This is a genomic window from Streptomyces sp. NPDC085596 (assembly GCF_044541565.1).
In the GTDB taxonomy this organism is placed as follows: Bacteria; Actinomycetota; Actinomycetes; order Streptomycetales; family Streptomycetaceae; genus Streptomyces.
The window spans coordinates 142676-157382 of sequence record NZ_JBITTC010000011.1 but is presented as its reverse complement, the minus strand read 5'-3'; the positions used below and the strand labels follow the sequence as shown (position 1 = coordinate 157382).

Annotated in this window: 14 protein-coding genes, 1 tRNA gene and 1 pseudogene; 4 read left to right on the top strand and 12 right to left on the bottom strand. The window is 70.9% G+C overall.

Features of this window, described 5'->3' with window-relative positions:
- Positions 1–38: 38 nt before the first annotated feature.
- From prfA to ACIGA3_RS27590, 10 genes are all read right to left on the bottom strand, one after another.
- The gene (gene prfA, locus ACIGA3_RS27635; RefSeq protein WP_399720836.1) at positions 39–1115 is read right to left on the bottom strand and encodes a peptide chain release factor 1; all 1077 of its coding nucleotides are present in this window, start codon (positions 1113–1115) and stop codon (positions 39–41) included.
- Between the two features lie 113 nt (positions 1116–1228).
- A complete protein-coding gene (gene rpmE / locus ACIGA3_RS27630; protein ID WP_388995447.1) occupies positions 1229–1450 on the bottom strand; it encodes a 50S ribosomal protein L31 in 222 nt (73 codons plus the stop codon).
- 177 nt (positions 1451–1627) lie between these two features.
- A complete protein-coding gene (locus ACIGA3_RS27625) occupies positions 1628–2758 on the bottom strand; it encodes an LCP family protein (RefSeq protein WP_399720834.1) in 1131 nt (376 codons plus the stop codon).
- Between the two features lie 348 nt (positions 2759–3106).
- Positions 3107–5119 (bottom strand): transcription termination factor Rho, encoded by a 2013-nt coding sequence (rho, locus tag ACIGA3_RS27620; protein ID WP_399720832.1) that lies wholly within the window; start codon positions 5117–5119, stop codon positions 3107–3109.
- A gap of 406 nt (positions 5120–5525) precedes the next feature.
- Positions 5526–6443, bottom strand: coding sequence for a homoserine kinase (gene thrB / locus ACIGA3_RS27615; protein ID WP_399720830.1), 918 nt, complete (start codon positions 6441–6443; stop codon positions 5526–5528).
- 250 nt (positions 6444–6693) lie between these two features.
- Positions 6694–7752: a threonine synthase gene (thrC, locus tag ACIGA3_RS27610; protein WP_399720829.1), complete on the bottom strand. Its 1059-nt coding sequence runs from the start codon at positions 7750–7752 to the stop codon at positions 6694–6696.
- Between the two features lie 6 nt (positions 7753–7758).
- The gene (locus tag ACIGA3_RS27605; RefSeq protein WP_399720827.1) at positions 7759–9051 is read right to left on the bottom strand and encodes a homoserine dehydrogenase; all 1293 of its coding nucleotides are present in this window, start codon (positions 9049–9051) and stop codon (positions 7759–7761) included.
- Between the two features lie 135 nt (positions 9052–9186).
- Entirely contained in the window at positions 9187–10578 is a 1392-nt protein-coding gene (lysA, locus tag ACIGA3_RS27600) for a diaminopimelate decarboxylase (protein ID WP_399720825.1), read from the bottom strand.
- A gap of 24 nt (positions 10579–10602) precedes the next feature.
- Positions 10603–11658, bottom strand: a complete 1056-nt coding sequence (gene nrtL, locus ACIGA3_RS27595) for an ArgS-related anticodon-binding protein NrtL (RefSeq protein WP_399720823.1) — start codon at positions 11656–11658, stop codon at positions 10603–10605.
- Positions 11659–11739: 81 nt separating this feature from the next.
- Positions 11740–12195: a response regulator gene (locus tag ACIGA3_RS27590; RefSeq protein WP_399720821.1), complete on the bottom strand. Its 456-nt coding sequence runs from the start codon at positions 12193–12195 to the stop codon at positions 11740–11742.
- A gap of 185 nt (positions 12196–12380) precedes the next feature.
- On the opposite strand from ACIGA3_RS27590, the gene ACIGA3_RS27585 reads away from it, so the two are divergent.
- Positions 12381–12452 (top strand) — tRNA-Arg (locus ACIGA3_RS27585).
- Between the two features lie 224 nt (positions 12453–12676).
- Here the strand turns inward: ACIGA3_RS27585 and ACIGA3_RS27580 are convergent.
- Positions 12677–12886: pseudogene (locus ACIGA3_RS27580) on the bottom strand (hypothetical protein); the annotation flags it as partial.
- A gap of 341 nt (positions 12887–13227) precedes the next feature.
- Between ACIGA3_RS27580 and ACIGA3_RS27575 the strand changes: the two are divergent.
- Genes ACIGA3_RS27575 through ACIGA3_RS27565 form a run of 3 tightly spaced genes read left to right on the top strand, consistent with a single transcriptional unit; the run spans position 13228 to position 14207 of the window.
- Positions 13228–13491 carry a CopG family transcriptional regulator gene (locus ACIGA3_RS27575; protein ID WP_399720819.1) on the top strand — a complete coding sequence of 88 codons (264 nt, stop codon included), beginning with the start codon at positions 13228–13230 and terminating at the stop codon, positions 13489–13491.
- Positions 13488–13901 carry a type II toxin-antitoxin system VapC family toxin gene (locus ACIGA3_RS27570; protein WP_399720817.1) on the top strand — a complete coding sequence of 138 codons (414 nt, stop codon included), beginning with the start codon at positions 13488–13490 and terminating at the stop codon, positions 13899–13901. The genes ACIGA3_RS27575 and ACIGA3_RS27570 overlap by 4 nt, the downstream gene beginning before the upstream one ends.
- A gap of 24 nt (positions 13902–13925) precedes the next feature.
- The gene (locus ACIGA3_RS27565) at positions 13926–14207 is read left to right on the top strand and encodes a hypothetical protein (protein WP_399720816.1); all 282 of its coding nucleotides are present in this window, start codon (positions 13926–13928) and stop codon (positions 14205–14207) included.
- 30 nt (positions 14208–14237) lie between these two features.
- Here ACIGA3_RS27565 and ACIGA3_RS27560 read toward each other — a convergent pair whose 3' ends face one another.
- Positions 14238–14633 (bottom strand): hypothetical protein, encoded by a 396-nt coding sequence (locus ACIGA3_RS27560; protein ID WP_399720814.1) that lies wholly within the window; start codon positions 14631–14633, stop codon positions 14238–14240.
- Between the last annotated feature and the right edge of the window lie 74 nt (positions 14634–14707).

Here is a 14707-nt window from a genome sequence, read left to right as displayed (position 1 = left end):
CGTGGTCCTGCGTGGCCTTGCGTGGGCGGTGCCGCTTCTTACGCGGACGCGAGCTTCGCCGCCGAGTCGGCGTCGACGCACGCCTGGATCAGCGCGTTCAGCTCGCCGTCCAGCACCTGGTCCAAGTTGTACGCCTTGAAGCCGACGCGGTGGTCGGAGATGCGGTTCTCCGGGAAGTTGTACGTGCGGATCTTCTCGGAGCGGTCGACCGTGCGGACCTGGCTGCGGCGGACGTCCGCGGCCTCGGCCTCGGCCTTCTCCTGGGCCGCGGCCAGCAGCCGGGAACGCAGGATGCGCATCGCCTGCTCCTTGTTCTGGAGCTGGCTCTTCTCGTTCTGGCAGGAGGCGACCACACCGGTGGGCAGGTGGGTGATGCGCACCGCGGAGTCGGTGGTGTTGACCGACTGGCCGCCGGGGCCGGAGGAGCGGTAGACGTCGATGCGCAGGTCGTTCGCGTTGATCTCGACCTCCACCTCCTCGGCCTCCGGGGTGACGAGCACGCCCGCGGCGGAGGTGTGGATGCGGCCCTGGGACTCGGTGGCGGGCACCCGCTGCACGCGGTGCACCCCGCCCTCGTACTTCAGGCGGGCCCACACGCCCTGGCCGGGCTCGGTGGCGCCCTGGCCGCCCTTGGTCTTCACGGCGACCTGGACGTCCTTGTAGCCGCCCAGCTCGGACTCGGTGGCGTCGATGATCTCGGTCTTCCAGCCGACCCGCTCGGCGTAGCGCAGGTACATGCGCAGGAGGTCACCGGCGAACAGGGCGGACTCGTCGCCGCCCGCGCCGGCCTTGATCTCCAGGATGACGTCCTTGTCGTCGCTCGGGTCGCGCGGGACCAGCAGCAGGCGAAGCTTCTCGGTGAGCTCCTCGCGCTGCTTCTCCAGCTCCTTGACCTCGGCGGCGAAGTCGGGGTCGTCGGCCGCCAGCTCGCGCGCGGTCTCGATGTCGTCCCCGCACTGCTTCCAGGAGCGGTAGGTGCCGACGATCGGGGTCAGCTCGGCGTAGCGCTTGTTCAGCTTGCGAGCGTTTGCCTGGTCGGCGTGCACCGACGGGTCGGCGAGCTTGCTCTCCAGATCGGCGTGCTCGGCGACGAGTTCCTCGACGGCCTCGAACATCTTTCGGCTCCTGTACTGCACTGCGGGTGAAGGGCTGGCGGGCGACCAAAAACGCCGGTCCCTGGGCGCGCCCCTCGCGGGGCGCGACCGTGGACCGGCGGTTCGGGGGCTCGCTACTTCTTGGAGCCGGAAGCCTTGCCGAAGCGGGCCTCGAAGCGGGCCACACGGCCACCGGTGTCGAGGATCTTCTGCTTGCCCGTGTAGAACGGGTGGCACTCGGAGCAGACCTCGGCACGGATGGTGCCGGAGTCGATGGTGCTACGAGTGGTGAACGAGGCGCCACAGGTGCAGCTGACCTGCGTCTCGACGTACTCGGGGTGGATGTCGCGCTTCAAGGTGTCTCCTAGGTTCGGGAGGGCGCCGGGTCGCCACCGCGGGATGCGGGCGCGTGAACCGGAGCCGACGTACCAGTCTGCCAGGACTGGCGCCATCCCCCAAAACCGGGGGTGAGCGTCTTCTATTCCCACGGGCGGCGGGACGTGTCCGGGAGCCCGGCAGCGGGCTCAGCGGGCTCAGGGGGTGACGACGCCCTTGGCCCCGCCGGTGGCGGTACCCGTGGTCGCCGACTCGGGGATCGGCTTGTCGTTCCGCAGGGCCGTCCAGATCTGCCGGGCCTTGGTCCGCTCCAGCAGGACCCGGTTGGGGTCGGCGGGGTCGTACTGGACCGGCATGGTGACCATGTGCATCCCGGAGGCGCTGATGCCCTTGAGGCCGCCCGCGAAGTCCGCGAGGGAGTTGACCGAGCCGAGGTCGGAGTCGGTCGTGACGGTCCTGGTCGCGGTGTCGGCGAGGTCGTAGAGCTTCTTGGGGTTGCTCAGCACTCCGACCTGCTTGGTCTGGGCGATCAGGGCCTTGACGAACGCCTGCTGGAGCTGGATGCGGCCGAGGTCGGAGCCGTCGCCGACGCCGTGCCGGGTGCGGACCAGGCCGAGCGCCTGCGCGCCGTCGAGGGTGTGGGTGCCGGCCGTCAGGTCGAGGTGGCTGTCCGGGTCCTTGATGGCGCGGGTGGTGGTGACGCGTACGCCGCCGAGGTCGTCGACTAGGCGCTCGAAGCCCGAGAAGTCGACCTCCAGGTAGTGGTCCATGCGGATGCCGGTGAGCGACTCGACGGTTCTGACCGCGCAGGGCGCCCCGCCGGTGGCGTAGGCGGAGTTGAACATGACGTTCCGCGCGGCCGGGTACGTGTGGCCCTTGGTGTCGGCGCAGGCGGGGCGGTCGATGAGGGTGTCGCGCGGGACGGAGACCACGGACGCCTTCTTGTGGCCCTTGTAGAGGTGGACGATCATCGCCGTGTCGGAGCGGGCCCCGCTGTCGGCCGCGCCGCCGCCGAGCTTGCGGTTGGCGCCGGAGCGGGTGTCGGAGCCGAGGACCAGGATGTTCTGGGAGCCGTTGTCGGCCTTGGCGGGCCGGTCGCGGCCGAGGACCTGGTTGATGTCGATGCTGTGGAGATTGCCGTTGAGCTTGAAGTAGACGTACCCGGCTCCGGCGCCGGCCAGCACGACCACGCCCGCGGCCGTCCATGCCGTGGCGAGCAGAGCCTTGCGGCCCGTGCTGCGGGGCTTGCGGCGGCGCCCCTTGCCGCGGCGGCGGGGGCCGTCTCCGGTCTCCGGTATGCCGGGCTCCGGCGTGCTCTCGGTGGACACTGCGCTCCTAGGTCTCGTCCGTTCGGTTACCCCCTGCGTTCAGGGTCGGGAGCGGTCATCACCACTCCATCGTCGCTCCACCTGGTCAGACAGGGAAACTCGGGACAGGCTCGCACAGCGCGCTGCGCCACCCGGTACGACAGTGATCACCGTCCGTGATCGAATAACCGGACCGTCTCCCCGTTCACCTGCGCTTTCTCGTAAGGGGCCGTACCGAGGCAAGTCGGTACCGAACGTCACACCTGTGGCAAAGGTCTCGTGAGAGCGGTCCGCACGCAAAAGGGGCCGCCCCCGTCGCGTGTGCGGCGGGGGCGGCCCTCAGATCCCGAGGGGGTGACTCAGCGGGGCTCAGTCATTGTTGCCGGGGGCCGGCGTCGTCTTCTGGATCTGGGTCAGGAACTCGATGTTCGACTTGGTCTGCTTCATCTTGTCGAGCAGCAGCTCGATCGCCTGCTGCTGGTCGAGCGCGTGCAGCACGCGACGCAGCTTCCAGGTGATGGCCAGCTCCTCGCTGCCGAGCAGGATCTCTTCCTTACGGGTGCCGGACGCGTCGACGTCCACCGCCGGGAAGATGCGCTTGTCGGCGAGCTTCCGGTCGAGCTTGAGCTCCATGTTGCCGGTGCCCTTGAACTCCTCGAAGATCACCTCGTCCATGCGGGACCCGGTGTCGACGAGCGCGGTGGCGAGGATGGTCAGCGAGCCACCGTCCTCGATGTTGCGCGCGGCACCGAAGAAGCGCTTGGGCGGGTAGAGCGCCGTGGAGTCGACACCACCGGAGAGGATGCGGCCCGACGCCGGGGCGGCGAGGTTGTACGCACGGCCCAGACGCGTGATCGAGTCGAGCAGCACGACGACGTCGTGACCCAGCTCCACCAGACGCTTGGCGCGCTCGATGGCCAGCTCGGCGACCGTGGTGTGGTCCTCGGCCGGGCGGTCGAAGGTCGAGGAGATGACCTCGCCCTTGACCGACCGCTGCATGTCGGTGACCTCTTCCGGACGCTCGTCGACCAGGACGACCATCAGGTGGCACTCGGGGTTGTTGTGCGTGATCGCGTTGGCGATCGCCTGCATGATCATGGTCTTGCCGGTCTTCGGCGGGGCCACGATCAGACCGCGCTGGCCCTTGCCGATCGGCGACACGAGGTCGATGATGCGGGTCGTCAGCACGGAGGACTCGGACTCCAGACGGAGACGGTCCTGCGGGTACAGCGGCGTCAGCTTGTTGAACTCCGGCCGCCCGCGGCCGTGTTCGGGCGCCATGCCGTTGACGGAGTCGAGGCGGACCAGCGCGTTGAACTTCTCGCGGCGCTCGCCCTCCTTCGGCTGGCGGACCGCGCCGGTGGTGTGGTCGCCCTTGCGCAGACCGTTCTTGCGGACCTGGGCGAGGGAGACGTACACGTCGTTCGGGCCCGGCAGGTAGCCGGAGGTGCGGATGAACGCGTAGCTGTCGAGGATGTCCAGGATGCCCGCGACGGGGATCAGGACGTCGTCCTCGTTGACCTGCGGCTCGGCGATCTCGTCACGGCCACGGCGGCCACGGCGGTCCCGGTAGCGGCCGCGACGGCCACGGCGGCCGCCCTCGAAGTCGTCGTCGTCCTGCTGCTGCTGACGGTCCTGGCGGTCCTGGCGGTCCTGACGACCACCGCCGCCCTGCTGCTGGCCCTGCTGGCCCTGCTGACGGTCCTGACGACCGCCGCCGCCCTGCTGGTCGTCGCCCTTGCCCCGGCGGTCGCGGTCACGGCCGCCCCGGTCACGGTCGCGGTCACGGCGGTCGCGGCGGCCACGGCCCTCGCCGTCGCCCGCGTCGCCCTTGCCCTCGGCCTGCGACTGCTGGGCGTCGCCCTTCGGCTCGCTCTTCTCGCCCTTGGTCTCGGCGGACTCAGCGGCGGTCGGGCTGCCCGCGTCGGCGGTGGCACGACGGCGGCGGCGCTCGTTCGGGGAGTCCTCTCCCCCACGCTCGGCGGCGGGCTGGCCGGGGATGTCGATCTGCTGCGCGGCGGCCTCGTCGGCGGCCGGCTGCGCGGACTTCTCCGTCTTCGCCTCGCCGGCGGCCTCACCCGTACGGGCCTTGGAGGTGGCGCGGCGCTTGGGCTTGGTCTCCTCGGCGGCCTCGGCCTTGGGGGCGCTTCCCCCGGCCTGGGCCTCCTTGATGACCTCGATCAGCTGGCTCTTGCGCATCCGCGCGGTGCCCCTGATGCCGAGGCCCGAGGCGACCTGCTGGAGCTCGGCCAGCACCATGCCGTCGAGGCCGGTACCGCGGCGCCGCCGGGAGCCGGCACCGGTGGCAGGCGCGGAGTCCGTGGCGGGCGCGGCAGCGGTCTCCTCGACACGTGCGCCCATCAGATCGGTGGTGTCGCTCACGAAGGGTCCTTCCCTGGAGCGGACGTCGGCCTGTCTGGCTCGGCGACCGGTTGTGCTGTCCGGCATCGGTTCTGTGGGTAAGTACCGAGCCGGGGCGGTGGTCCGCCTTGAAGCGGCGGAAGAGAATTTCTGGTGATGGCGCTCCCCGCGAGCCGTGACACCCGGTGTCACGTGGCGCGGTGGCGCCGATTCCGGAGCGTGCCCTACGACTCGCTCAGTGCCCCCACACGACGTACTGCCCAGGTACGGCGCACGGAACACGGAGTGGCTTGGGAGGCTCCCGGAAGAATGTCTGTCCCTGACGGGGACACGAAGCACCTCGCCATGGTGGGGCCGGGTGCAGACTTGAGATTAACACTACCGGATGCAACAAACATTCCCCCTCTCCAAATCCGGCAACCGGGTGTCAGGGCGCAAGCGGCAGCACGCTCGCCCCCCGGGTGTCGAGGCTCAGCCGGTTGGCCGCCCAGTCGCCGCCCGCGAGGGCCTCCACCTTGTCGGCGGTGGCCTCGTCGGTGAGCGCCATGACGGTAGGTCCGGCACCGGAGATGACGGCTGGTACGCCGTCCGCGCGCAGCCGTTCCACCAGTGCCGCGCTGTCCGGCATGGCGGGGGCGCGGTAGTCCTGGTGCAGCCGGTCCTCGGTGGCGGGCAGCAGCAGTTCGGGACGCCGGGTCAGGGCCTCGACGAGCAGTGCGGCACGGCCCGCGTTGGCGGCGGCGTCGACATGCGGGACGGTGCGCGGGAGCAGTCCGCGCGCGGTCTCGGTGAGTACGGGCTTCCCGGGCACGAAAACCACCGGAACGATGGAACGGTCGGGCTCCATCCTGATGGCGCGGGCGGCGCCGGACTCCAGCCAGGAAAGGGTGAACCCGCCGAGCAGACAGGCCGCGACGTTGTCCGGGTGGCCCTCGATCTCGGTGGCCAGCTCCAGCAGCGCGGTGTCGTCGAGGCGGGCCTCGCCGCCTATGGTCACCGCGCGCGCGGCGACGATTCCCGCGCAGATGGCGGCGGAGGAGGAGCCGAGGCCGCGGCCGTGCGGGATGCGGTTGGCGCAGACGATCTCCAGCCCGCGCGGCTGTCCGCCCAGCAGGTCGAAGGCGGTGCGCAGGGCGCGTACGAGCAGATGGCGCTCGTCGCGCGGGAGCGTCTCACCGCCCTCGCCCGCGATGTCGATGTGCAGACCGGAGTCGGCGACCCGGACGACCACGTCGTCGTACAACCCCAGCGCCAGGCCCAGGGCGTCGAAGCCCGGACCGAGATTGGCGCTGGTGGCGGGGACGCGCACCCGGACGGCGGCGGCGCGGAAGGCGGGACCGGCCATCGCTCGAAGACTCTCCTTGAGCTGCGTGACGGACGTGACTGCCGAATGGCCCGCGAGGGGCATCCGGTGCGGACACTCGATGACGTACGAAGACCCGTCGGGCCACTTGGGACGGCGCGGCCCCGTGCCACACGCGTGGGCATGTGCGGTGGGCGGGTTGCCCCCAGCTTATCGAAGGAAGGTTCTGCCGCGACATAGGGCGCACAGGAGGCGCACGATGCGTGTCGCAAGCCCCCTGTGCACCCTTCCCTCAGGCGAGGCCGAGACGCTCGGCGGCGATGGACGCGTCCACCGGCACGGTGACCGGCGGCGGTGCGCCGGCCACGGCCCAGTCGAGGTCCTTCAGACCATTGCCGGTGACGGTGCAGACGATGGTCTGGCCGGGGTCGACCTTGCCCTGTTCGGCGGCCTTGAGCAGTCCGGCGACCGAGGCGGCGGAGGCGGGCTCCACGAAGACGCCCTCCTGCGCGGCCAACAGCCGGTAGGCGCGCAGGATCTCACGGTCCGTCACCTCGTCGATGTGCCCGCCGGATTCGTCCCGCGCGGCCAGCGCGTACTGCCAGGAGGCGGGGTTGCCGATCCGGATGGCGGTGGCGACGGTGGAGGGGTCCTTGACGATCTCGCCGCGCACGATGGGCGCGCTGCCGGACGCCTGATAGCCCCACATGCGCGGGGTGCGGGTGGCCGGGCCGTCGGCGGCGTACTCCCGGTAGCCCTTCCAGTAAGCCGTGATGTTGCCCGCGTTGCCGACCGGGAGGACATGGATGTCGGGGGCGTCGCCCAGCATGTCCACGATCTCGAACGCGGCCGTCTTCTGGCCCTCGATACGCACCGGGTTGACCGAATTGACCAGCGCCACCGGGTAGTTGTCGCTCAAGGCCCGCGCGAGGTCGAGGCAGTCGTCGAAGTTGCCGTCGACCTGGAGGATCTTCGCCCCGTGCACGAGGGCCTGCCCCATCTTGCCGAGGGCGATCTTGCCCTGCGGGACGAGCACGGCGCAGACCATGCCCGCGCGCACCGCGTAGGCGGCGGCCGAGGCGGAGGTGTTGCCGGTGGAGGCGCAGATGACCGCCTTGGCACCCTCCTCCTTGGCCCGCGTGATGGCCATGGTCATGCCCCGGTCCTTGAACGAACCGGTGGGGTTGGCCCCTTCCACCTTGAGGTGGACCGCGCAGCCCGTGCGCTCGGAGAGCACCTGCGCGGGCACGAGAGGCGTACCGCCCTCGCGGAGCGTCACGACCGGCGTGCTGCTGGTGACCGGCAGCCTGTCCCGGTACTCCTCGATGATTCCGCGCCACTGGTGGGTCATTGCCGCTTACTCCCCTTCAACCCGCATGATGCTGGCGACACCCCGCACGGTGTCGAGCTTGCGCAGCGCCTCCACCGTCCCCGTCAGGGACGCGTCGGAGGCCCGGTGGGTGACGACGACGAGGGACGCCTCGCCGTCCTTCCCCTGCTGCCGAACCGTATCGATGGACACCCCGTGCTCGGCGAAGACCGTGGCGACCTGGGCCAGGACACCCGGTTTGTCGGCGACGTCGAGGCTGATGTGGTACCGCGTGACGACGTCCCCCATCGGGGAGACGGGCAGTGCCGCGTACGCCGACTCGCCGGGCCCGGTCGTGCCGTTGAGACGGTTACGGCAGACGGCGACGAGGTCGCCGAGGACGGCCGAGGCGGTGGGCGCGCCGCCGGCGCCGGGGCCGTAGAACATCAGCTGCCCGGCCGCGTCGGACTCCACGAAGACCGCGTTGTACGCGCCGCGCACCGAGGCCAGCGGGTGGCTCAGCGGGATCATCGCGGGGTGCACGCGGGCGGTGACCGAGGCGCCGTCCCTGGCCCGCTCGCAGATGGCGAGCAGCTTGATGGTGCAGCCCATCTCCCGCGCCGAGCGGAAGTCGGCCGCGGTGACCTCGGTCATGCCCTCGCGGTGCACGTCGTCGAGGCGGACACGGGTGTGGAAGGCGATCCCGGCCAGGATGGCGGCCTTGGCGGCGGCGTCGAAGCCCTCGACGTCGGCGGTGGGGTCGGCCTCGGCGTACCCGAGCGCGGTGGCCTCGTCCAGGGCCTCCTGGTAGCCGGCGCCGGTGGAGTCCATCTTGTCGAGGATGAAGTTGGTGGTGCCGTTGACGATGCCGAGCACGCGGTTGACCTTGTCGCCGGCGAGGGACTCGCGCAGCGGGCGGATCAGCGGGATGGCACCGGCGACGGCGGCCTCGTAGTAGAGGTCCCGGCCGTGCTCCTCGGCGGCGGCGTGCAGGGCGGCGCCGTCCTGGGCGAGCAGGGCCTTGTTGGCCGAGACGACGGACGCGCCGTGCTCCAGGGCGGTGGTGATGAGGGCGCGGGCGGGCTCGATGCCGCCGATGACCTCCACCACCACGTCGATGTCACCGCGCTTGACCAGGGCGGTCGCGTCGGTGGTGACGAGCGCCGGGTCGATGCCGTCGCGCACCTTCGAGGGCCTCCGTACGGCGACCCCGGCCAGTTCGACCGGGGCGCCGATGCGGGCGGCGAGGTCGTCGGCGTGCGTCGTCATGATGCGCGCCACCTCGGAGCCGACCACTCCACAGCCCAGCAGCGCCACCTTCAGCGGACGCGTACGCATCATCCGACCTCGTTTCCTCTCACCGTCTACGGTTTGACCAGTCTCACTCACCGGACGGGGCTTTCTACCCTTCGTCCGGATCGTGAGACGTCTGTTTCGTGTTCCCGGACCGGGGCCTCGGGCGGCCCCAGCGGGGGTTCAGCCGACGTCGAGCCGGAGCAGGTCCTCCTCGGTCTCGCGCCGGACGATCACCCGCGCCTCGCCGTCGCCGACCGCGACGACCGGCGGACGCAGGACGTGGTTGTAGTTGCTGGCCATGGACCGGCAGTAGGCACCCGTGGCCGGTACGGCGATCAGGTCGCCCGGCGCCAGGTCGGCGGGGAGGAACGCGTCCTTGACCACGATGTCCCCGCTCTCGCAGTGCTTGCCGACGACGCGGGCGAGCATGGGCTCGGCGTCGCTTGTGCGCGAGACGAGGGCGACGCTGTACTCGGCGTCGTACAGCGCGGTGCGGATGTTGTCCGACATGCCGCCGTCGACGGAGACGTAGGTGCGCAGGCCCTCGAGCGGCTTGACGGTGCCGACCTCGTACAGCGTGAACGCGGTCGGCCCGACGATGGCGCGGCCGGGCTCGACGGAGATACGGGGGACGCGCAGCCGGGCCGCCTCGCACTCGCGGGTGACGATCTCGGTGAGCGCCTTGGCGATCTCGTGCGGCTCGCGGGGGTCGTCGGAGCTGGTGTAGGCGATGCCGAGGCCGCCACCGAGGTCGATCTCGGGCAGCTCGACGCCGTGCTCGTCGCGGATGTCCTTCAGCAGGCCGACGACGCGGTGGGCGGCGACCTCGAAGCCGGACATGTCGAAGATCTGCGAGCCGATGTGGCTGTGGATGCCGATGAGTTCGAGCCCGTCGAGGGTGAGGGCGCGCCGTACGGCCTCCGCGGCCTGGCCGCCCGCGAGCGGGATGCCGAACTTCTGGTCCTCGTGGGCGGTGGCGATGAACTCGTGGGTGTGCGCCTCGACGCCGACGGTGATGCGGATCTGCGCCTTCTGCCGCTTGCCGAGCCCCTGCGCGATGTGCGCGACGCGGGCGATCTCCTGGAAGGAGTCGAGCACGATCCGGCCGACGCCCGCCTCGACGGCGCGGGTGATCTCCTCGACGGACTTGTTGTTGCCGTGGAAGGCGATGCGCGCGGGGTCCATCCCGGCGGACAGCGCGGTGGCCAGTTCGCCGCCGGAACAGACGTCGAGGTTGAGCCCCTCCTCGTCCAGCCAGCGCACGACGGCACGGGAGAGGAACGCCTTGCCGGCGTAGAAGACGTCGGCCTCGGTGCCGAACGCGGTGCGCCAGGCGCGGGCCCTGGCCCGGAAGTCGGACTCGTCGAGGATGTAGGCCGGGGTGCCGAACTCCTCCGCGAGCCGGGTCACGGGGATGCCGCCGACGGTCGCGGCACCGTCCTCGTCCCGGTCGACGGTGCGGGCCCACACCTTGGGGTCGAGGGCGTTGAGGTCGGCCGGCGGGGCGGAGTAGTGCCCCTCGGTCAGGACATCGGCGTGACGGGGCCCGGCGGGGTGGGCGGAACGGCTCATGACGTGGCTCTCTGTTCTCGGATCTCAGAGGTGTTCGGGTGCGTCGATGCCGAGCAGGGACAGGCCACCGGCAAGCACCGCCCCGGCGGCTTCGGCAAGCGCCAGCCGGGCGCGATGGGCGGCCGTGGGTTTCTCCTCCCCGACGGGAAGAACCTCCGGGAGCAGCGGGAGGAGGGCGTCGGCGACGGTGAGGAGGTGGCGGGCGAGGCGGTCGGGGGCGTGCTGGGTGGCGGCGGCGAGGAGGATGCGGGGGTGGTCGGTCAGGGGGGTCTGGAGGGGGTGGGAGGTACTCGCGGGGTGGGCACCAGCCCTCGGTCCGCCGGCGTCGGCCGTACCGGCGGAGCCCAGTTCGCCCGGTTCGGCGGCGAAGCCGAGGTCGTGGGCGTTGCGGGTGAGGGCGCGTACGCGGGCGTGGGCGTAGCGGACGCGGAAGAGGGGGTTGGTCTCGCGCTGGACGAGGTGGTCGGCGGTGATCCGGGGCCGGTCGTGCGCGGCGGGGTGCAGCAGGGCCCAGCGGGCGGCGTCGGGTCCGAGCGGCGCGGGGTCCTCCGGCGCCGGTACGGGCCGCAGATCGACGGGCTCGCCATGCTCTATCTCGGTCCGGCCGCCCTGGGTGGCCACGATCCGCGCGACGGCGTCGGCGACGACCTCGGCGCGTACCTCGTACGGCACCCGCAGCACGACGGTCCGCCCGGCGAGGGCGTCGCCGTGCCCGTACTCCGTGCCGCGCTCGCGGATCTCCCGGACGAGCCCGGTGAGCAGGTCGTCGCGTGCGCGGAGGCTGATGTTGAGGAACCCCGGCCCGGTGACGACGACGTCCCCTACTCCCTGGGCTCCCTCGGCTCCCTCGGCTCCCTCGGCGTCGAGGAGCCGCGCACGCAGGATCTCGGCGACGCGCAGCGGGGGCTGTCCGGCGGGGCGGGCGAGGCGGAGGGCGACGTTGGTGGCGTAGTCACCGCACCCGCCGGGGCCGGGCTCGGTCACGGTGACCCGTTCCGGCAGGTCCACGCTCAGCTCCCCTGCGTCCACGGCACGGCGCACCGCGTCCAGGACGGTACGGGAGAGCTCGGCGGGGGTCACGGGACAAGCCTAGGGGAGGCGGGAGGGGCGGGCCGGTACGGGTGGGCGGGCCGGTACGGGTGGGCGGACCGGTACGGGTGGCTAGCCGCCGAAGCAGACGCCGTCGCGCCGGTCGCTCCGCTCCAGGAGCCCCTTGACCAGGCGGACGAGTTCGTCGGGCTCGAAGGGCTTGGGCAGGAAGGCGTCGACGCCGGCGTCGAGCCCGCTCTCCACCTCGTACTGGGTGCACGCGCTGATGATGGCGAGCGGGAGGTCGCGGGTGCGGGGGTCGGCGCGGAGGCGGGCGGCGGTACTCAGCCCGTCGAGCCGGGGCATGACGACGTCGAGCGTGACCACGTCGGGGCGCACGTGGTGCACCACGTCGAGACACTCGGCACCATCGACCGCGGTCACCACCTCAAGCCCTTCCAGCTCGAGGTTGACCTTGATCAGCTGCCGGATTCCCTTGCTGTCGTCCACAACAAGCACCCGGCCAGACGCGCCTGACACAACTCGAGAGTAGGTCGGGGCGGGGGGTCGCGTCCCGGTTTTCTGCACTTCTCGCTCTGACGGGGGTAGCCCGCTTGCGAGTGGACGCCGAACGGGCGCTGCGGCCGCACCCTGGCCCTGCTCGGCCCCCGCCCATGGGCCGACCCCGCCTGCGCAAACCCGTTCCTGATCACCCCGGAAGACCTGCTAGGGTTCTACCCGTCGCCGCAAGCGCCCAGCGCAACGCCCGACACGCCCCCGTAGCTCAGGGGATAGAGCAACGGCCTCCGGAGCCGTGTGCGCAGGTTCGAATCCTGCCGGGGGCACCTTGAATTAGGTGCCCAAAGACCCCGTCAACAGCGGAAACGCTGAGGCCGGGGTCTTCGCGTATGTGCGGGCGTGGGCGTGGGTGTGGGTGTGGGCGTGGGTGTGGGCGTGGGTTTTCACCGGCCTCACGTCATTTCGGCCCACGGGCCGGTGCTATCCGCTTTTGGAATCCAGAGCAGTGGCTGATCCGTACGACAGCGCTCGTCCGCTCCCTCTCCCCAAGGGAAGCGGCCCGCATGACGCGGGTCGCGTAGTCATGCCGGCCGTTCTTGCTCAGTGCCGTACCCACCCACAGGCGGGCCCTTGCGCGGTCCCGGCGGGAGAGTCGGTCGTCGACAGCGAGCGTTTCGTAATGGCGGACGGCGATCTCCAGCTTGCCGGACATTTCCGTGACCACGGCGAGGGAGAGGTCGAGCTGCGCGACCCGACGCGGTGCCTGCGGGTCAGCACCAGCTGGGCCGTCAACACAGGCGACTTGGCACACCGACCTCTGGACGAGCGGCCACCTCAGTCGCTTCTGGGACGAACGGGTCTTCGGGCCAGGTGCCCGGCCTATTCGTGGCCTGGCAGGCTCAGGAGTGCCCCACGCAAGCCGCTGAGCTGCGTCCAGCCGTCACACGCAGAGGTTCTCCGAAGCCGTGTGCGCAGGTTCAAATCCTGCCGGGGGCACTTCGCGGGAAGCCCAAAGACCCCGCCATCAGCGCCTTCGGGGTCTTCGCGTATGTGCGGCCGTGTACCGCTCAGACTGGTAGCACTCGCAGTAGCATAAGGAGCATGAGCGAGCCCACCCAGAAGTACTCGATCACGATGCCGCGGGACATCGCCGACGCCGCCCGCGCCCGCAGTGGCCCCTCCGGCCTGTCCGCCTACGTGGCTGCCGCCGTCGCCCGGCAGATCGAGCGCGACAACCTCAACGAACTCATCCAGGTCGCAGAGGCAGGGCACGGTCCCATTACCGAGGACGAGGTGCAGGCCCTGCGGGATCAGCTGCACCAGGCCCGGGAGCAGCAGACCAGTGATGGGAAGAACGCGGCGTGACACGCTCCCCGGCCGCTCCGGGTGGCACGCTGGTGCTCGACAGCGAAGGACTGGCCAAGGCCGTGCTGCGTGACCGGACGGTCACCGCCTGGCTCGCGCTCGCCCGCGCCGATGACCTGCGCGTGATCACGTCCGCTGCCACCCTGGTGGAAGTGGCCCATCCGCGCATCAACCGCCCCGCGCTGGAGTGGACCCTCTCCCGCCTCATCGTGGAGCCGGTCACCGAACCGATCGCCCGCCATGCCGCGACCCTCCTGGCCGATGCCGGCCTGCACGGCCACAAACACGCGATCGACGCCATGCTGAGCGCGACCTCCCTCGCCGCCCCTGGGCCCGTCACCATCCTCACCTCTGACCCGGAGGACCTCACCGCACTGTGCGGGTCGCGTGCGACGGTCATCAAAATCTGAGGCGGGATCTCTCGGTATGAGCCCTTGGGCTCTCCCGAAAATCTCCTGCGTTCCGTCGCCGGGAACATCGCGCAACGAGTGAGGGGTGAAAAGCCGCCCTCGACCGCGCTCGGGTCGGTCGTCGCGCTGATCGATAATGATGAAGTCGAGCTGGCCCTGGATGAGTTGGTGCGGGTGATCGGTTACTTCCGGATTCCCGTGCTGCGCGCGGAGTACGAGCGGCTCCTCGTGGCCGCAGAGCGGCTGGACTCCGTGGGCTCGCTGGTGGAGGCCGGTGTCGGGCGGCTTGTCGTTGGAGGGCTTTGAAGGTTCGGGGCACCAGCCCCCCACCTCACGTCACTTGAGCTCGATCGTCAGCTCGAAGTCGTCGCCCCCGTGCCAGCCCGAGGAGATCTGCGCGCTGGGGTGCTTTTCGTTGCCCCAGCCGTAGAAGTGTTCCCAGGTGACCTTGTCGCCGTACCAGTGGTTGTAGTCGGTTCGCGCGTACGCCTGGACGGACTTGCCGTCGTGCTTGGTGTCCCATAGCTGGAAGGTGCCGTTGACCTGCTGCTTGCCGTTGGCCGTCTTGGTGCACTCTCGGTACTTGGCGCGGCCGCCGGTGATGGTGATCGCCTTCCAGGCGGAGCACCTCGGGGCGGCGGACGGTGCGGCGTTCGCGGTCGGGGCGGTGGTCGCGCCGACTGCCAGGGTAAGTGCGGCGGCTGCGAGGGCGATCCGGTCGCGTGACTTCACGGCAGGTCCTCTCCGTCTCGCGGCGGACGGTTCCCCCGATGGGTCCCTGGGTGTCCGCCGGGACGGCACCACCG